The sequence below is a fragment of the Duganella sp. GW821-FHT01E12 genome (assembly GCF_059422325.1).
In genome coordinates this window covers 59,730-76,561 of record NZ_JBWKWR010000009.1, presented here as the reverse complement: position 1 = coordinate 76,561, position 16,832 = coordinate 59,730, and the positions used below count along the sequence as shown (strand labels likewise).

Below are 16,832 nucleotides of genomic sequence, written 5' to 3'. Positions count from 1 at the left end.
AAAAGAAAGGTTTAAAACAAAATTGATAACTCAATCAACCTTTGATTTTACCATAGAACACCCCATATACCGAGAATCAGGCATAGATAAGCTTGCAAGACCGGCCATATTTACCGCCTGGACGGGCAAATATTGGGAGGAAGGCCAGATTAAGCCCGCTTTAAGCGGGTATTCCAGGCAATTTTGCGCATTTTTACCCCGGCGTGCTATGCTTTTGGCAAGCGGTATTCGAATCACTCTGAAGGAGGTTCTTTATGAACAACATGCAAAACACCTACGACCTGGCGGGAAGCCGCTCGGTCCAGCACGCTGTGCTGCGCAACACCTACTGGCTGCTGGCGCTGTCCATGGTGCCGACCATCTTCGGCGCGGCGCTGGGCGTCTCGCTACACCTGCCGCTGGGCGGCGGGCTGATGGCGCTGCTGTTCCTGGCGGTCGCCTTCGGCTTTATCTGGGCGATTGAAAAGAACAAGGATTCCGGCCTGGGCGTGGCCCTGCTGCTGGGCTTCACCTTCTTCATGGGGCTGATGCTCACGCCGCTGCTGTCGCGCATCCTGGGTTACTCCAACGGCGGCTTCCTGATCATGACCGCGTTCGGCGGCACGGCCTCGGTGTTCGCGGTGCTGGCGACCATCGCCACGGTGTCCAAGCGCGACTTCTCGGGCATGGCCAACTGGCTGTTCGCGGGCGTGGTGGTGATCCTGCTGGCATCGATCGCCAACATCTTCCTGGGCATCCCGGCGCTGGCGATCGTGATCTCGGTGGTGGCGATCGCGATCTTCTCGGCCTACATCCTGTACGACGTGCAGCAGATCATCAACGGCGGCGAGACCAACTACATCCGCGCCACGCTGAACATCTACCTGGACGTGTACAACATCTTCGTCAACCTGTTGTCGCTGCTGGGCATCTTCGGCGGCAACCGCGACTAAGCGTCGCAGTCACCTCATCGAAAGCCGGCCCAGCGCCGGCTTTTTTTATTTTTATGGTGGGGTCAAGTTGAACACGCCCATCGATTCGACGTGCGAGGTGTGCGGGAACATGTTGACCACGCCCGCCTTGTCGAGCACGTAGCCGGCGTTGACCAGGATGCCGGCGTCGCGCGCCAGCGTGGACGGGCTGCACGAGACGTAGACGATGCGCTTGGGCAGCAGGTCGGCGCGGGTCTGGCTCAACGCCACCAGCGCTTCGCTCAGCGCCATAGCGCCGTCGCGCGGCGGATCGATCAGCATGCGGTCGAACTTACCCAGCGCGATCAGGTCGTCGGCCGTCACCTCAAACAGGTTGCGGGTGTAGAAGGTGGTCTTGTCCGACAGGCCGTTGGCCTTGGCGTTGTCCAGCGCGCGCTCGGTCAGCGAGGTCGCGCCTTCGATGCCAACCACTTCACGTGCCTGCGTCGCCAGCGGCAGCGTGAAGTTGCCCAGGCCGCAGAACAGGTCGGCCACGCGGTCTTCCGGCTGCACTTCCAGCAGGCGCAGCGCCTTGACCACCAGCACGCGGTTGATGTAGTGGTTCACCTGCGTGAAGTCGACCGGCTTGAACGGCATCTTGATGCCGAACTCGGGCAGCAGGTAGTACAGCTCCGGACCCAGCGGGTAGTACGGCGCCGCCGTTTCCGGGCCCTTGGTCTGCAGCCAGAACTGCACCTGGTGCTGGTCGGCGAAGGCCTTCAGTTTGGCGTCGTCGCCGTCGCCCAGCGGCGACATGATGCGCAGCACCAGCGCGGTCACACCCTCGCCGATCGCCACCTCGATCTGCGGCACCTGGTCGAACAGGGTCAGCGAGCCGATCAGCGCGCGCAGCGGCAGCAGCAGGTCCGACACATGCTTGGGCAGGATCTGGCAGCTCTGGATGTCCGCCACGAAGATCGAACGCTTTTCCTTGAAGCCGACCAGCACCGTGTTCTTCTTGGCCACATAGCGCACCGACAGGCGCGCGCGGTAGCGGTAGCCCCAGGTCGGGCCGTACATCGGGCGCATCACCGTCAGCGGACGCACCTTGCCGATGTGCTGCAGGTTATCTTCCAGCACGCGCTGCTTGATCGCCACCTGCGCGGTCGGCTCCAGGTGCTGCATGGAGCAGCCGCCGCACATGTCGAAGTGCGGGCACTTGGGCGCGACGCGCATCGGCGATTCGCGCAGCAGCTCGTCCATGCGCGCCATTTCCCAGTTTTTCTTCTTCTTGAACGTGGTGAAGCGGACTGTCTCCCCCGGCAAGGCGCCTTCGACAAACACCACTTTGCCTTGGGAGCCGTCTTCATTTTCCAGATGGCCGACGCCGCGGGCGTCCATGTCGAGCGACTTGATGAAGATAGTATTTTCTTGCATAACGTTCAATTCAAAAAGGGAATGGCTAGCGCCGGCGCACGATGGCCGGGGCCGACATGATAGCAGAATGGGAAGAGACTACAGCAGGGAATCGCGCACCACGCCGCGCGCGGCCATGGCCCGTTTCAGCTTGACCAGCGCTTCCTGCTGGATCTGGCGCACGCGCTCGCGGGTGACACCCATCTCCTCGGCCAGCGTTTCCAGCGTGGCCGGATCGTCGTTGTCCAGGCCGAAGCGGCGCATGATGACGATGCGCTGCTTGTCCGGCAGCTTGGTCAGCCAGTCGCGCACCAGCAGCGTCATTTCGTGGTGCTCGGCGCGCGCGTCCGGGCTGTCCTCGGCGTCGCCGGGCAGCATGTCCATCAGCGACGATTGCGGATCGTTGTCCAGCGGCGCATCCAGCGAGGTGGCGTGCTCGGACAGCGCCAGGATGTCCTGCACCTCCTCCACCGGGCGGCCGACCAGCTCGGCGATGTCCTCGGCGGTGGCGTCCTTGCCGTTGTGGTGCTGGGCTTCGAGGTGGTATTTGCCGCGCAGGATCTGGTTCAGCTCGCGCACCATGTGCACCGGCAGGCGCACCGTGCGCGCCTGGTTCATGATGGCGCGCTCGATGCTCTGGCGTATCCACCAGGTGGCGTAGGTGGAGAAGCGGAAGCCGCGCTCCGGCTCGAACTTGTCGATGGCGCGCATCAGGCCGATGTTGCCCTCCTCGATCATGTCGAGCAGGACCACGCCGCGGTTGATGTAGTGCTTGGCGATGGAGACCACCAGCCGAAGGTTGTGCTCGATCATGGTCTGGCGGGCCGAGAAGTCGCCGGCCTTGGCCAGCGTGGCGTAGTGCACTTCCTGCGGCGCCGTCAGCAGCGGCCGGGTGCCGATCTGGTTCAGGTAGTGCTGGGTGGTGTCGGTCGACAGCTCGGCCGCCAGCACTTTTTTCAGTTCGTCGACGCTTTCCAGCACCGCGCCCGGTTCGACGGTTTCGGCCTCGCCATCCGCGGATTCGATGGCGACATCATCATTGCTCTCGTCCGGGAATTCATCCTGGGCCGAGTCGTCATCCATCGGATCGTGCGGCGTCTGTGTCATGGTTCAGCTAGCGGTTAGGCAGGAATCTGGACGGGTCCACCGGTTTGCCCTGCTGCCTGATTTCAAAGTGCAGCTTGACGGAATCGGCATCGGAATCGCCCATTTCGGCAATCATTTGTCCCTTGGTCACGCTCTGGCCTTCCTTGACCACAATGGTGCGATTGTGGGCATAGGCCGACAACAAGCTATTACTGTGCTTCACAATAACGAGATTACCATAACCACGGATGCCGCTGCCGGCATACATCACTTTTCCGGCGCCGGCAGCCACGACTTGCTGGCCGGCCTTGCCGGCGATGTCCACGCCCTTGTTCTTGCCTTCGTCGAAAGTGGCGATGACGCGGCCGTCGGACGGCCACATCCAGCTCAGTTTTTCATCCTCGGCGCTGGCGCTGGCGGCGGCCGCAGCAGGCGGCGCGGCGACCACGGCAGGCGACGGCGCCGGCGCGGGCTTGACGCTGGCTTCGGCCTTGCCGTTGCCGTCGGCGCGCTGCAACTCGGCCAGCGCGCTCTCCGAATACGGCTTTTTCTCGCCCTTCGGCTCGGTTTTCTTGACCACCGGCGGCGGTGGCGGCGTTTTTTCCACCGGCGGCATGACGATGGCGCCGGTCTGCACGCCGTTCGACGCGCTGTCGGGCGGCAACACGCGCAGCACCTGGTCGACCTTGATGTCGTTCGGATTGGACAGGTTGTTCCAGGTCACCAGGTCGCGGTAGTTCTGGCCGTATTCCAGCGCGATGCGGATCAGGGTGTCGCCCTTCTTGACCGTGTACAGGCCGCGCTCGTCGCGGGCGATCTGCGCCGTTTCGCTGGGCGTGGCGGGCTTGACTGGCGGCGGCAAGGTGCGGTCGACAACCGGCGCCTGGTTCGGAGTGGTGCTGCAAGCGCTCAGGAAAGCGAGCGCAAAGCTCAGTGCGAGCAAGTTACTTTTATTTGTCATTCTCATCTTAGTCTAATGGTACGGGCGCGTCATATCGTGCCCGGACGCAGCGGGACGAAGTGGCAATCTTCCAGCGTGACGCTGGCCCACTCCGCCTTGCCGGTGCGTGTAATTAATTCCAGGTGCTGCGCGCGGGCGCCCACCGGCGCCACCAGACGGCCGCCTATGGTCAGCTGCTCCAGCAGTGCTTGTGGCACTTCCAGGCCGGCCGCGGCCAGGATGATACCGTCGAACGGGGCCGCTTGCGGCAGGCCAAGCATACCATCTCCGTAGTGCAAACGCAGGTTCGGCACGCGCAGCGGGCGCAGATTGGCCTTGGCCAGCTCGTGCAGCGGCTTGATGCGCTCGATCGAATACACCTCCTGCGCCACGCAGGACAGCACCGCCGCCTGGTAGCCGCAGCCGGTGCCGATCTCCAGCACGCGCTGCAGCGGGCCGCCGTTGCGCATCACCTCGATCATGCGCGCGACGATGTAGGGCTGGGAGATGGTCTGGTGGTGGCCGATCGGCAACGAGGCGTCGATGTACGCCTGCGAGGCCAGCGCCTCGTCCATGAACAGGTGGCGCGGCACGCTCTCCATGGCGCCCAGCACCACCGCATCCTTGACGCCCTGCTTGGCGATGCGCTGCACCATGGCGCGGCGCACCGCGTCCGACACCAGCGGATTGCCGCGCGGCGCCGGGGCCGGGACCGGCTGCGCCCGCTCCATCGCGTAGCTGTGCGACTTGGACGGCGCCGCCACCGGCCGCGCGTTCGAATAACCGTGCTGTGGCGGCACATGGCGGGCCGCGTTCTGCGTGGCCGTCTGCGGCGTGGCCACCGGCGCGAACACCGTCGCCTTCTTGGCCCCCTTGTCGACTACCGAGGATAGCGGGAGGGGAAAGCTACGGTTCTTGTCGGTCATGCCAGCGCCTTTGCCAATGCATCGAGTTGAGTTTTGTGGGTCAGGTCGATCTGCAGCGGCGTGATCGAGGTCCCCCCCTGGGCGCAGGCATGGAAATCCGTGCCCTCCCCCGCGTCCTTGGTCGCGCCCGGCGGGCCGATCCAGAAGATTTCCTTGCCGCGCGGATCCCTGGCCCGTATCACCGGCTCGGCCTGGTGGCGCCGGCCCAGCCGGGTGGCGACCGGCGCGCTCAGCAGCTCGTAGGGCCGGTTCGGGATGTTGACGTTCAGCAGATACGGCGCCGGCAACGTTCGATAATAGCGCTCGATGATGTCGCGCGCATGACGGGCCGCGTCGTCGATGTGCTCCCAGCCGTAGGCGCCCTGCGAGAAGGCAATCGACGGGATGCCGAACAGATAGCCCTCGGTGGCGGCGGCGACGGTGCCGGAATACAGCGTGTCGTCGCCCATGTTGGGGCCGTTGTTGATACCGGACACCACCAGATCGGGCTTGTAGTCCAGCATGCCGGTCAGCGCGACGTGCACGCAGTCGGTCGGCGTGCCATTGACAAAATAGAAACCATTGGCCGCCTGCTGCACCGACAGCGGCCGGTCCAGCGACAGGGAATTGGAGGCGCCGGAACGGTTGCTGTCCGGCGCCACGACCACGATGTCGGCGATGGGGGCAAGGGCCTGCGCCAGCGCGTTGATGCCCGGCGCCAGGTAGCCGTCGTCATTACTGATCAGGATTCTCATACGGAGATTTTACCTGAAGCAATGACCTGACTGCGCGTGCCGGCGGCCTCCGGACCAGATAAATTTGCGCTAGCGCGACGGCGGCCGCGAGCCGGACAAATGACCGTCCAGCGCCAGCAACTCCTCGGCCGCGCGGGTCCACAGATCGCTCGGGCTGCGGCTGCCGCGCGGATGCAGCGGCCGGGACAGGGCGTCGCCGTAGTCGGCGATCGCCACATCCTGATGCAGCTCGGGCACCAGCACCGGTTCGCCGATCCGGCCGGCCACCGGGCCGCCCAGCTGCACCTGCACGTCCGCCAGCTGGGCGCGCGCCTTGCGGGTGTCCGCGTGATCCGGCCCCAGTCGGCGCAGCTGGGCCTGATAGACGGCGTCGAGCAGGCTGCTGGCGGCGTCCAGCTCCTGCATCCGCAGCAAGGTGCCGGCCAGCGCGGCCTTGCTGCGCAGGGTGTCGGCGTGCTCGGCGCCCAGCAGCCGCTTGCGCGCGGCCAGCACCTGCTCCTGCGCCAGGCGGGCGTGTTCGGTGTCGCCGCGCTGGAACAGCATGTCGGCCCGGTTGGCCTTGCAGGAGAGCGTCAGCAGGTGTTCCGAGCCCAGCAGACGCAGGTAGGCGTCCAGCACCGCATCCATCATGGCCAGCGCTTCGGCCGGACGGCCCTGCTGGGCCAGCGTGGCGGCCAGGTTGGCGCGCGCGGCCAGCGTATCGAGGTGCTCCGGCCCCAGCAGCCGCTCGCGCGCCTCGACGATGCATTCTTCGAGGAACTGCGCCTCGTCCAGCTGCCCCTGCAGGCGCAGCACGACGGCCAGATTGCTCTTGCTGGCCAGGGTGTCGGGGTGGTCTTCGCTCAGGCCGCGCTGGCGCAGGGTCATGCTTTCCTCGAAACAGCTCAGTGCCTGGCGCAAGCGGCCCTCGCGGCGATACAGTTCGCCCAGCAGGTTGAGATCGCGCGCCAGCGGCTGCGACAGCGCGCGCACGCCGCCCTCCTCCAGCGCCCGGCGGGCGTCGCCGATCGAAGCCAGCAAGTGGATCTCGCGGCTCGATTGCCAAGGGAAATAGCCAGGGGCCAGCCAGTCGAGCAAGGCTTCGAAGGTGCGCGTCAGCGAGAACCGGTCGCCGCCCTGGTCGATGCGCACCGCCAGTTGCTCGCCATAGGCGAAGGTGCGCGTCTGTTGCAGCTGGACTTCGTCGAAATAGCTGTCCAGCGACATCTGCGGCATGCCGTAGCACGCGCTGAGCAACTGCTCGAAGATGGGCTGGTAGCCCAGGATGCGCTGTTGCTGGTCACCGCGCCGCCACTGGGCGCGCTGCACGCTGTCGCCCATTTCGATGCGCGATGGCAGAGGATAGACCAATAATGGCCGCTGTTCGTCCTCGTGGCTGCGGCGGTAGGCGGTCGCCCGCGTGACCAGCGCCTGCACGCCCTCCAGGCTCTGGCGGTTGGGCGTGAACACCACCACCAGCTTGCGTGGCAGCAAGGTCGTGCAGATGCCGGCGCTGTCGGTGCGGCCGGTGCGCGAGTCGACCAGCACGTGGCGGAAGTGGCGCGCCAGATTATCGGCAAAGCAACGGAACAATGCCGGGCAACTGTTGAACAGCTCGTCCCAGTGCATGGCGGCCAGCCGCTCGCCATAGCTGTCGTCGAAGCGGCCGGCGCGCATCAGGTACAGCTGGCTGCTCTGGTCGACCCGGCTCACGTATTGCTCCCAGCCGACGGCCGCCAGCACTTCGCGCGCCAGCTCGTCCTCGTCCAGCAGCGCCGCGCCCTTGCGGCGGCGTATCAGTTGCTCGCGGCACGCTTCGAACAGTTCCAGCACGCCCGGCTTGTCGTCGTGGTGGTCAAAGTAATGGTGCAGGCCCGGCGCTTCCAGGTCCCAATCGATCATCAACACCGGCGTGGTGGCGTTTTGCTGGCGCGCCAGCAGCACCGCGATATTGGACAAGGCCATGGTGCGCCCGGTCCCGCCTTTGTAGGAGTAGAAGGTGATAACTTCGCCGGTTCCAGTCAACGGCGGCAGCGACAAGGCAGTGATGTCCATGGCAAACCTTTAGCGTGGGAAGTGTGGAGGAGGAATGGCACGCCATTCCGGCGGGATGTCCGGCATGACAAAACGGCCACAGTCGTGGCCCGGCGGCGTGCATCGTTTTAGGTAGTGGTAATGCTCGGCAATGCGCAAGACGATTTTTTCTATGTCGGGAAGAAACTCCGGGTTGGTTTTCAGGTCGCCACTGGCCAGCGTGTAGCGGGAAAAGTCCACATACATGCCCGGCCCGGCGATTTGCGGTGGCAGGCCGTCCGGATGCCGGGTCATGATGACGGGGATGATCAGGTGGCTGGGCAGCGAGTACCACTGCTTGCGCTCGTTCTCGATAAGTTGCATTGCTGCAAACTCACGACGGGTGTAGGCGTGCGCCTCATACTTAGGTGTATAAATGACAATCATGCAGGCGCTCTCACACATGGCGCGGGCGATCTTCTGGTCCAGGTCGTCCCCGCCACCGAGTTGCTCGCTATCAACAAAGAGCTCGTTCTCGTTGTCGAAGTGCGGCTCCAGATAGCACTTGAGCGCTTCGATCAAATCGTTCTTGAACTTGCTCATGTACGCGTGCTGGCCGTGTGCATAACTGAAAAAGCAGCCGTGACGGATAGTCATGACATCCTCCGTTGCCGCCCTACAGAGGTGCAGCGTTTAACCAACTCTAACAATCCACCCAGCAGACACTTTGCGCGAACGCAAACGTGCGGCAGGCCGAACTTTGCGCAAACGGGTGGCGCTTTCAGGTATCATAAAAATCTAACGATCGTTCTATTTTTAACCAAGGAGACCACAATGAAAGCTGTCGTATGCCAGGCATGGGGATTGCCGGACACCCTCGCCGTCCAGGAATTGCCCGATCCGCAAGCAGGTCCGGGCCAGGTCGTGATCGATGTCAAGGCGGCCGGCGTCAACTTTCCAGACGTGCTCATCATTCAAGGCAAGTATCAATTCAAGCCGGAACTACCCTTCGTTCCAGGCAGCGAAGTGGCCGGTGTGGTGCGCTCGGTTGCTGACGATGTGACAACTTTCAAGCCGGGCGACAAGGTCATCGCCTTCACTTCGACCGGTGGTTTTGGGCAACAATTAGTGGCGCCCGTGCAAGCGCTGGCGCCCATGCCGCCGGGCATGGATTTCGAGACGGCGGCGGCCATCACCCTCACCTACGGCACCTCGCACCATGCGGTGGTGGACCGTGCTGCGCTAAAAGCTGGCGAGACCATGCTAGTACTTGGCGCGGCCGGGGGTGTGGGGCTGGCCGCGATCGAGATCGGCAAAGCCCTTGGAGCCCGCATCATTGCTTGCGCTTCGACCGATGAGAAGCTGGAAGTGTGCAAAGCACATGGCGCGGACGTGCTGATCAACTACGGCAAGGAGGATTTGCGCGAGGCGGTCAAGGCGGCGACCGGCGGCAAGGGTCCGGATGTGATTTACGACCCGGTCGGCGGTGAATATGCGGAGCCGGCGTTCCGCTCGATCGCCTGGCGCGGACGGTATCTGGTGGTGGGATTCGCCAACGGCGAGATTCCGAAATTGCCGCTCAATCTGACCTTGCTGAAAGGCGCGTCACTGGTCGGCGTTTTCTGGGGCGAGTTCGTCAAGCGGGAGCCGAAGGCCAACCTGGCCGGCATGCGCCAGTTGATGGAGTGGTTGCAGGAAGGAAAGATCAAGCCGCACATTTCGGGCCGGTACAAACTGGAGGAGACGGCGCGGGCGCTCAACGATATGGCGGCGCGTAAGGTCACGGGGAAGGTGGTGATTGTGCCGTAACCGTTGTCATTTCCCCCACTGGGGGAAATGACTTCCCGCGCAGGCGGGAATCCATACTTAGCATGGGTCCCCGCTTGCGCGGGGACGACAGGCGGCTGGCTTTGATACTAAAAGTTACGAATCGGAATTCTTGTTTTTGAAGAATTCGATGACTTCGGCCTGTTCGCGGGTGCGCTTGAAGGACGGCAAACTCTGCCATATCCGCTTGCCGTACGGCTTGGAAATCACGCGCGGATCGCACAACATCAGTACGCCGCGGTCGCCCTCGTCGCGGATCAGGCGGCCGGCACCTTGCTTCAGGTTAATAATCGCCTCGGGCAAAGTGTGGTGCATGAAGCCGTTCTTGCCCTGCTTTTCCATCACCTCGATGCGCGCGGCCAGCACCGGATCGTCCGGTGGCGCGAACGGAAGCTTGTCGATAATCACCAAAGACAGCGCATCGCCGCGCACGTCGACACCTTCCCAGAAGCTTTGCGAGCCGATCAGCACGCCATTTCCCGCCTTGCGGAACTGGTCCAGCAGCTCGGTGCGGCCCTTGTCGCCCTGGACAAACAGCGGATACGGCAGACCGCGCTTCTCGAATTCGTCGCGCAGCCGCTCGGCGGCGCGCTTGACGGCGCGCAAAGTCGTGCACAAAAGGAAAGTTTTTCCGCCCGCCGCCTCGATGATCGGCAGCGCGTGGTCCAGCACCGCGTCGGTGTAGCCCATGGAATTGGGGTCCGGCAAGCCCTGCGGGACGTACAAAATCCCCTGCTGCTCGTAGTTGAACGGGCTCGGCCAGGTCTTCGACGGCTCGCCGTCCAGCCCCATCTGCTCGGAAAAATGGCTGAAATCGTTCTTCACCGCCAGCGTCGCGGAGGTGAAAATCCAGCTGCGCGGCACGCCCTCGCGCTGGCCGTTGAAGATGGGCGCGATCGACAAAGGCGTCTTGTGCAGCTGCAGCGACGACGCATAGGCCTCGACCCAGAACACCGCCTCGGCGCCCTTTTCCACCCGCGCCTTCGGATCGAACTTCCAATCCGCCAACTTTTGCGCCAGTTCCAGGCCGCGCTGGCGGCATTGTTCCAGCGTTTCCGCGCGCGCGGCCTGGGTTTCCAGCACCGCCAGCATGCCGTCCAGCTCGTCCTTGAGCGTCTGCAGGGCCGGGAAAAAGTCGCTCGACGGCGCGATCTGCGGCAGCGACAGGCGGACGATATCCTGCGGGAAGGTCAGCCGCAAATCGCGCGCGGCCTTCTCCACCACCGTGACGACCTTACCCCAGTCGGCGCCGTCGCGGGCGTTGGACAAGCCTTCGGCCAGCACGTCGCGGCACAATTCAAGCACTTGCGAGGTGGAAAACGTGTCGCCGAAGAACAAGGTGGCGGTGTCGGGCAGCTGATGCGCCTCGTCGAAGATCACGGTGTTGGCGGACGGCAGCAGCTCGGCGATGCCGGAATCCTTCAGCGCCACGTCGGCGAAGAACAGGTGGTGGTTGACCACCACCACATCGGCCTGCTGCGCCTCCTTGCGCGCCTTCATCACGAAGCAATCCTGGTAATACTGGCACTCGGCGCCCATGCAATTGTCGCGGGTCGAGGTCACCAGGTTCCAGATCAGCGCGTTTTCCGGCACGCGGGCCAGCTCGGCCTTGTCGCCCGAGCTGGTCATTTTCAAAAACCGCGAGATTTCGCGCAGGTGGCCGACGTCGTCGCGCGAGGTCATGCGGCCGTTCTGCAGCGTGCGTTCCAGGTGGTAGTGGCAGACGTAGTTCGAACGCCCCTTCAGCAGCGCCACCGACACCGGCGCCTGCAAGGCGGCGCGCACGGTCGGGATGTCGCGCAGGAACAACTGGTCCTGCAGGTTCTTGGTGCCCGTGGAGACGATGGTCTTGCCGCCCCACAGCAGCGCCGGCACCAGGTAGGCGAAAGTCTTGCCCGTGCCAGTGCCGGCCTCGGCGATCAGCGTGGTCTGGTTGGCGATGGCGTCCGCCACCGCCTTGGCCATCTCGGTCTGCGAGCGGCGCGGGCGGTACTCGCCCACAGCCGGACCCAACGGCCCGCCGGCGCCAAACAGGCGCTCGACCTCGGCATCGTGTTTTCCGGGGGGCTGATCGGGCGTGGCGCCGACTACGGCGGGGATGGTGTCGGCGGGCGTGGGAAGGTGTTCGGTCAAAATAAACTTAGTTGTAGCACTGAGCCGGACTCAGGCCGGAACGTCGGGCACTAATTGCATTTTCAGCAGAGTGATATGGTCTTTTAACTGCAGCTTGCGCTTTTTGAGGCGGCGCAATTGTAGTTGATCGTGATGGCCATCCAGCGTGAGCATGTCGATGACCGCGTCCAGATCGCGGTGTTCGACGTCGAGTTCAATCAGACGACGCTGGATATCTTGTACATCAGTCATAATTCTCGGTCTTTACTCACACAAATAGTTTCACTGGAACAACAAATGTATTGCAAACAAACTGTGACACGGTGCATAGTTTAATCTACGGCGGCCCTGCCGCCAACATAATGATCGCTCACCCGCCGTCTAGGATACAGTGTTGCTTATGAGCGCATACAAAATAGAAGCCGGCACCGCCCAGCACATCGGAAACCGATCCCAGCAAAACGACCGGGTGGCCCTGTACACGGCCGCCCAGGCGCCCGGCTACGTGATGGCCGTGCTGGCCGACGGCAACCACAGCCCCATCGGGTCGGACCAGGCGCTGCTGACCAGCAAGCATTTGTTCGACGAGTTGCGCGTCGGCGACACGCCCAGCATTCCGCGCCTGCAGGACTTGATGCGCGCCATCGTCGAAGAGGCGCACCAGGTCATCAAGATGAATCCGATCGCCAAGACCGTCGAGCCGCAGAGCGCGCTGGCGATGATGGTGCTGACGCCGGCCGGCCAGGTGGTGTGGGCCCACGTCGGCGACGCGCGGGTGTACCGCTTCGCCGGCGAGACCTGCGCCATGCGCAGCAACGACGGCGCCTACATCGAGCATCTGGTCAAGGAAGACAAGCTGCCGCTGGACGCGGCAAGAAAGCACCGCAGCTCCAAGCTACTCAACAACGCGCTGGGCAACAGCTTCAAGTCGCCCTTCGTCACAGTCGGCTACCACGAAGGCTTGCAGGCCGGCGATGCACTCCTGCTGTGCTCGGACGGCCTGTGGCAATTGTTCAAGGATACGGAACTGGCGGCTGCGGTCGCGCGCAACACGCCGCGCCAGGCGGCCGAACGCCTGATCAGCAAGGCCGGCGAGCGCGCCCAGGGCAAGGGCGACAACTGCTCGATGGCCATCATCAAGCTGGTCGAGCAGCCCAGGGAAATACCGAACTACACCGTGCAGAAAATGCGCCGCGCGGTCTGACGCGCGGCGCCGCTTACTGCTTCTTGGCGGCGGCCGCTGCGGCGGCTGCCTCGGCGGCGGCGGCTTTCTTCTTCTCCGACTCTTCGTGGGCGGCGCGCTTGGCGTCGCTGTCGGCCTTCTTCTTGGCCACTTGCGCCTTGCGCTTCTCCGACTCGGCCTGCTTCTTCTCGAATGCCGTGACATTCGCGGCGCGCTTGCCGGCGTCGGCCGCATCCTGCGCCGCCTGGCGCTGGACCTTGGCCGCGTGCTCGGCCTCGCGGTCCACGGCCGGCTTGCCCGCGTTTGGCGCCGGGCGCGGCGTGTCGTCCACAACCTTGGGCTCCTTTGGCGGCAAGGCGGCGCGCTGCGCCTCCTCTTCCGCGTCCTTGCGGGCGCGCACGGCCAGGTCGGCATCGCGCTTCTCGACCGAATCGGCGCGCTTGAAATGCTCGGCCTCCACCTCGGTGGCGCGCAGCTTCGCCAGCGCGGCGCGGCGCTTTTCCTTGGCCTTGTCCAGGCAGTGGTTGACGAAGAACTTGTCGTAGCACACGCGCTCGCTGGCGGCGAATTCGTCGTGGACCGCCGCGCGGTCCTTGGCCACCTGCGCCAGCGTGGCGTTGGCCTGCTCGACCGAATGGGTCAGCTGGTCGCGCGGTGCGGGGGCCGGCTCAGCGGTCTGGGCCTGCACCGGCGCGGCCAGCGCAGCCAGGGCCGCCAGCGCGGCGGCCGCGATCATCTCGCCCAGCGGTTTCAAACTTGGTCTCATATTTTTATCCTGTTGCAGCTCACTTAGGCCAGCGCGCCGGCCGCGGCGCGCTGCTCTTTGTCCATGTACTCGCGCGATTGCATCTCGACGATGCGCGAAACCGTGCGGTGAAATTCGTTGGCCAGCGTGCCGTTGGTGTACAGCTCTTCCGGCTCCACCTCGGCCGACATCAGCAGCTTGACGCCCTGGTCGTAGAACACGTCGATCAGCCAGGTGAAGCGCCGCGCCTCCGACGACATCGCGGCCGACATCATCGGAATCCCGGACAATATCACGGTATGGAAGCGGCTGGCGATTTCCAGGTAGTCGTTCTGCGAGCGGGGGCCGCCGCACAGGGTGTTGAAGTCGAACCAGATGATGGTGCCGGCGCGGCGCAGGGCGCGGATCTCGCGCGCCTCGATGCGCACCACCGGATCCTCGTCGGCGGTCTCGGCGATGCTGGCGTAGGCCTCGCGCAGCAGGTGGTCGGTGTGGGCATTGAGCGGAGTCAGGTAGGAATCGACCTGCTCCAGCGCGCGGCCGCGGTAGTCGACGCCGGCGTCGATGTTCATCACGTCCAGCTTGTCGTACAGCAGCTGGATGGTGGGCAGGATGCGGTCGCGGTGCAGGCCGTCCGGGTACAGCAGTTTCGGGTCGTAGTTCGAGGTCATGATGAAGGACACGCCGTTGTCGAACAGCGCCTTCAACAGGTTGTACATGATCATGGCGTCGGCCACGTCCGAGATGTGGAACTCGTCGAAGCAGATCAGCCGGTACTTCTTGGCGATGCGCTTGGCCACCTCGTCGAGCGGATTGGCCACGCCGGTCAGCTCGTCGAGCTGGCGGTGCACGCCGCGCATGAACTCGTGGAAGTGCAGGCGCGTCTTGCGCACCAGCGGCACCACGGAATAGAAGGAATCCATCAGGAAGGACTTGCCGCGCCCCACCCCGCCCCACATGTAGACGCCCTTCGGCACGTCGGGACGGTTGATCAGCCGCTTGAGGGTGCTGGAGCGCTGCCCCTTATAGGCCACCCACTCGTCGTAGCACAGTTGCAGGCGGTCGACCGCGCGGCGCTGGGCTGCATCGGCCTTGAAATTGCGCTCTTGCAGCGCGTGCTGATAAAACTCTTCGACGTTCATGGGCTTCGATTCTGTACTGCGCAAATAAAAAGGGCGGACCGCAGTCCGCCCGCAGTCCGCTTACTGGTGCTGCTTAGAAGTTCAGCGTGCGCTTGTCGATCGCCAGCGCGGCTTCCTTGGTCGCTTCCGACAGCGACGGGTGTGCGTGGCAGATGCGCGCGATGTCTTCAGCCGAAGCCTTGAACTCCATCGCCACCACGGCTTCGGAGATCAGCTCGGAAGCCATAGGTCCGATGATGTGCACGCCCAGGATTTCGTCGGTGCTTGCGTCGGCCAGGAACTTGACCATGCCCGAGGTATCGCCCAGCGCGCGAGCGCGGCCGTTGGCCAGGAACGGGAAGGTGCCGGCCTTGTAGGCGACGCCGTCGGCCTTCAGTTGCTGCTCGGTGCGGCCGACCCACGCGATTTCCGGCGAGGTGTAGATGACCCAAGGGATGGTGTTGAAGTTGGTGTGACCATGCTGGCCGGCCATGCGCTCGGCGACGGCAACGCCTTCTTCTTCCGCCTTGTGCGCCAGCATCGGGCCGCGCACCACGTCGCCCACCGCCCAAACGCCCGGCAGGTTGGTCTTGCAGTCGTCGTCGACGGCCACGAAACCACGCTCATCCAGCTTCAGGCCGACCTTGTCGGCGGCCAGGCCGTCGGTGTTCGGGGTGCGGCCAATCGAGACGATCAGCTTGTCGAACACGGCGGTCTGCGCTTCGCCCTTGGCGTTTTCGTAGGCCACGGTGACGTTGTTGGCGCCCTTGGTGATGCTGCCGATCTTGCAGCCCAGGTTGATGCTCAGGCCCTGCTTGGCGAACAGCTTGCCGGCTTCCTTGGCGATCTGCTCATCGACCGCGCCCAGGAACACAGGCAGGCCTTCCAGCACGGTCACTTCGGAACCCAGGCGGCGCCATACGGAACCCATTTCCAGGCCGATCACGCCGGCGCCGATCACGCCCAGCTTCTTCGGCACTTCGCCGATGGTCAGCGCGCCGGTGTTCGACAGGATCAGTTTTTCATCGAACTCGGCGCCTGGCAGTGCGCGTGCGTTGGAGCCGGTGGCGATGATGACTTGCTTGGCGTTGATGGTCTCGTTGGCTGGCGCGGAGATGGTCAGCGGGTAGCCGTCTGCGGTGGCGGCGCCGGCGAACGAGGCGCGGCCGTGGAAGAAGGTGACCTTGTTTTTCTTGAACAGGAACAGGATGCCGTCGTTGTTCTGCTTCACGACGGTGTCTTTACGCTTGATCATTTGCGGCAGGTTCAGCGACAGGCCGGCGACATCGATGCCGTGGTCCTTGAAGGCGTGGCCGGCGTGCTCGAAGTGCTCGGACGATTGCAGCAGCGCTTTCGACGGGATGCAGCCGACGTTGGTGCAGGTGCCGCCAGGTGCGGGACCGCCCTTTTCATTGACCCATGCGTCGACGCAGGCGACCGAGAAACCCAGTTGTGCCGCGCGGATGGCCGCGATGTAACCGCCAGGACCGGCGCCGATGACTACTACGTCAAATTGTTTACTCATTTTTTATTTTCCAATCAGTTCTCTTCTGGTACGAAAATCCATAGCAGAATGTAGATGGCGAGTCCGAAGCCAAAGGTGATCACGAACAATACGAACAGCAAGCGCCAGATCCAGGATTCGACCCCGGTAAGTTGGCCCAGCCCGCCACACACGCCACCCAGCCAGCGGTCGGTGTTCGAGCGGCGCAATCGGGTGATGTCGTTGGAGATGCCGGGAGATGCTTCCTTGTCCAGCAACTTGGCTTTGGCGGAGGCGAACTCCTCGTCCGACAGCGCGCCAGCCTGGTGCAGTTCGTGCAACCGTTTGATTTCTTCAGATACGCTCATTGATGACCC

At 63.9% G+C, this 16,832-nt stretch carries 16 protein-coding genes; 3 read left to right on the top strand and 13 right to left on the bottom strand.

Annotation, left to right across the window (positions count from 1 at the left end):
• The first annotated feature begins 254 nt into the window (after positions 1-254).
• The gene (locus AC07WS_RS22635; RefSeq protein WP_494731256.1) at positions 255-932 is read left to right on the top strand and encodes a Bax inhibitor-1/YccA family protein; all 678 of its coding nucleotides are present in this window, start codon (positions 255-257) and stop codon (positions 930-932) included.
• A gap of 51 nt (positions 933-983) precedes the next feature.
• Here AC07WS_RS22635 and rlmD read toward each other — a convergent pair whose 3' ends face one another.
• The 7 genes from rlmD to AC07WS_RS22600 form a co-directional block, all read right to left on the bottom strand.
• Positions 984-2,327 carry a 23S rRNA (uracil(1939)-C(5))-methyltransferase RlmD gene (gene rlmD, locus AC07WS_RS22630; RefSeq protein ID WP_494731255.1) on the bottom strand — a complete coding sequence of 448 codons (1,344 nt, stop codon included), beginning with the start codon at positions 2,325-2,327 and terminating at the stop codon, positions 984-986.
• A gap of 78 nt (positions 2,328-2,405) precedes the next feature.
• Complete coding sequence (gene rpoS, locus AC07WS_RS22625; protein WP_494731254.1) at positions 2,406-3,413, bottom strand: RNA polymerase sigma factor RpoS; 1,008 nt, start codon at positions 3,411-3,413, stop codon at positions 2,406-2,408.
• A gap of 7 nt (positions 3,414-3,420) precedes the next feature.
• Complete coding sequence (locus tag AC07WS_RS22620; protein ID WP_494731253.1) at positions 3,421-4,353, bottom strand: peptidoglycan DD-metalloendopeptidase family protein; 933 nt, start codon at positions 4,351-4,353, stop codon at positions 3,421-3,423.
• Positions 4,354-4,382: 29 nt separating this feature from the next.
• Positions 4,383-5,258, bottom strand: a complete 876-nt coding sequence (locus AC07WS_RS22615; protein ID WP_494731252.1) for a protein-L-isoaspartate(D-aspartate) O-methyltransferase — start codon at positions 5,256-5,258, stop codon at positions 4,383-4,385.
• On the bottom strand, positions 5,255-5,992 hold the full coding sequence (gene surE, locus AC07WS_RS22610; RefSeq protein ID WP_494731251.1) for a 5'/3'-nucleotidase SurE: 738 nt from the start codon (positions 5,990-5,992) through the stop codon (positions 5,255-5,257). The genes AC07WS_RS22615 and surE overlap by 4 nt, the downstream gene beginning before the upstream one ends.
• Before the next feature lie 69 nt (positions 5,993-6,061).
• Complete coding sequence (locus AC07WS_RS22605) at positions 6,062-8,026, bottom strand: KGGVGR-motif variant AAA ATPase (protein WP_494731250.1); 1,965 nt, start codon at positions 8,024-8,026, stop codon at positions 6,062-6,064.
• Between the two features lie 9 nt (positions 8,027-8,035).
• Positions 8,036-8,641: a toll/interleukin-1 receptor domain-containing protein gene (locus AC07WS_RS22600; RefSeq protein WP_494731249.1), complete on the bottom strand. Its 606-nt coding sequence runs from the start codon at positions 8,639-8,641 to the stop codon at positions 8,036-8,038.
• A gap of 177 nt (positions 8,642-8,818) precedes the next feature.
• On the opposite strand from AC07WS_RS22600, the gene AC07WS_RS22595 reads away from it, so the two are divergent.
• On the top strand, positions 8,819-9,793 hold the full coding sequence (locus AC07WS_RS22595) for an NADPH:quinone oxidoreductase family protein (protein WP_494731248.1): 975 nt from the start codon (positions 8,819-8,821) through the stop codon (positions 9,791-9,793).
• Between the two features lie 114 nt (positions 9,794-9,907).
• Here AC07WS_RS22595 and yoaA read toward each other — a convergent pair whose 3' ends face one another.
• Positions 9,908-11,944 carry a DNA repair helicase YoaA gene (gene yoaA / locus AC07WS_RS22590; protein WP_494731247.1) on the bottom strand — a complete coding sequence of 679 codons (2,037 nt, stop codon included), beginning with the start codon at positions 11,942-11,944 and terminating at the stop codon, positions 9,908-9,910.
• Positions 11,945-11,974: 30 nt separating this feature from the next.
• Complete coding sequence (locus AC07WS_RS22585; protein WP_008450659.1) at positions 11,975-12,175, bottom strand: YdcH family protein; 201 nt, start codon at positions 12,173-12,175, stop codon at positions 11,975-11,977.
• Between the two features lie 148 nt (positions 12,176-12,323).
• Between AC07WS_RS22585 and AC07WS_RS22580 the strand changes: the two genes are divergently transcribed.
• Complete coding sequence (locus AC07WS_RS22580; protein WP_494731246.1) at positions 12,324-13,127, top strand: PP2C family protein-serine/threonine phosphatase; 804 nt, start codon at positions 12,324-12,326, stop codon at positions 13,125-13,127.
• Between the two features lie 13 nt (positions 13,128-13,140).
• Here AC07WS_RS22580 and AC07WS_RS22575 read toward each other — a convergent pair whose 3' ends face one another.
• The 4 genes from AC07WS_RS22575 to AC07WS_RS22560 all read right to left on the bottom strand — a co-directional run bounded on the left by AC07WS_RS22575 (position 13,141) and on the right by AC07WS_RS22560 (position 16,823).
• Positions 13,141-13,872: a hypothetical protein gene (locus tag AC07WS_RS22575; RefSeq protein ID WP_494731245.1), complete on the bottom strand. Its 732-nt coding sequence runs from the start codon at positions 13,870-13,872 to the stop codon at positions 13,141-13,143.
• Between the two features lie 23 nt (positions 13,873-13,895).
• Entirely contained in the window at positions 13,896-14,993 is a 1,098-nt protein-coding gene (zapE, locus tag AC07WS_RS22570) for a cell division protein ZapE (protein WP_494731244.1), read from the bottom strand.
• Between the two features lie 73 nt (positions 14,994-15,066).
• The gene (gene lpdA / locus AC07WS_RS22565) at positions 15,067-16,497 is read right to left on the bottom strand and encodes a dihydrolipoyl dehydrogenase (protein WP_494731243.1); all 1,431 of its coding nucleotides are present in this window, start codon (positions 16,495-16,497) and stop codon (positions 15,067-15,069) included.
• 14 nt (positions 16,498-16,511) lie between these two features.
• On the bottom strand, positions 16,512-16,823 hold the full coding sequence (locus AC07WS_RS22560) for a PspC domain-containing protein (RefSeq protein ID WP_494731242.1): 312 nt from the start codon (positions 16,821-16,823) through the stop codon (positions 16,512-16,514).
• Between the last annotated feature and the right edge of the window lie 9 nt (positions 16,824-16,832).

What these genes read in the sequence shown, in the direction of transcription:
- AC07WS_RS22635 (WP_494731256.1), top strand. Translation starts at nt 255, where the DNA reads ATGAACAACATGCAAAACACCTACGACCTGGCGGGAAGCCGCTCGGTC.
- rlmD (WP_494731255.1), bottom strand. Translation starts at nt 2,327, where the DNA reads ATGCAAGAAAATACTATCTTCATCAAGTCGCTCGACATGGACGCCCGC.
- rpoS (WP_494731254.1), bottom strand. Translation starts at nt 3,413, where the DNA reads ATGACACAGACGCCGCACGATCCGATGGATGACGACTCGGCCCAGGAT.
- AC07WS_RS22620 (WP_494731253.1), bottom strand. Translation starts at nt 4,353, where the DNA reads ATGACAAATAAAAGTAACTTGCTCGCACTGAGCTTTGCGCTCGCTTTC.
- AC07WS_RS22615 (WP_494731252.1), bottom strand. Translation starts at nt 5,258, where the DNA reads ATGACCGACAAGAACCGTAGCTTTCCCCTCCCGCTATCCTCGGTAGTC.
- surE (WP_494731251.1), bottom strand. Translation starts at nt 5,992, where the DNA reads ATGAGAATCCTGATCAGTAATGACGACGGCTACCTGGCGCCGGGCATC.
- AC07WS_RS22605 (WP_494731250.1), bottom strand. Translation starts at nt 8,026, where the DNA reads ATGGACATCACTGCCTTGTCGCTGCCGCCGTTGACTGGAACCGGCGAA.
- AC07WS_RS22600 (WP_494731249.1), bottom strand. Translation starts at nt 8,641, where the DNA reads ATGACTATCCGTCACGGCTGCTTTTTCAGTTATGCACACGGCCAGCAC.
- AC07WS_RS22595 (WP_494731248.1), top strand. Translation starts at nt 8,819, where the DNA reads ATGAAAGCTGTCGTATGCCAGGCATGGGGATTGCCGGACACCCTCGCC.
- AC07WS_RS22585 (WP_008450659.1), bottom strand. Translation starts at nt 12,175, where the DNA reads ATGACTGATGTACAAGATATCCAGCGTCGTCTGATTGAACTCGACGTC.
- AC07WS_RS22580 (WP_494731246.1), top strand. Translation starts at nt 12,324, where the DNA reads ATGAGCGCATACAAAATAGAAGCCGGCACCGCCCAGCACATCGGAAAC.
- AC07WS_RS22575 (WP_494731245.1), bottom strand. Translation starts at nt 13,872, where the DNA reads ATGAGACCAAGTTTGAAACCGCTGGGCGAGATGATCGCGGCCGCCGCG.
- zapE (WP_494731244.1), bottom strand. Translation starts at nt 14,993, where the DNA reads ATGAACGTCGAAGAGTTTTATCAGCACGCGCTGCAAGAGCGCAATTTC.
- lpdA (WP_494731243.1), bottom strand. Translation starts at nt 16,497, where the DNA reads ATGAGTAAACAATTTGACGTAGTAGTCATCGGCGCCGGTCCTGGCGGT.
- AC07WS_RS22560 (WP_494731242.1), bottom strand. Translation starts at nt 16,823, where the DNA reads ATGAGCGTATCTGAAGAAATCAAACGGTTGCACGAACTGCACCAGGCT.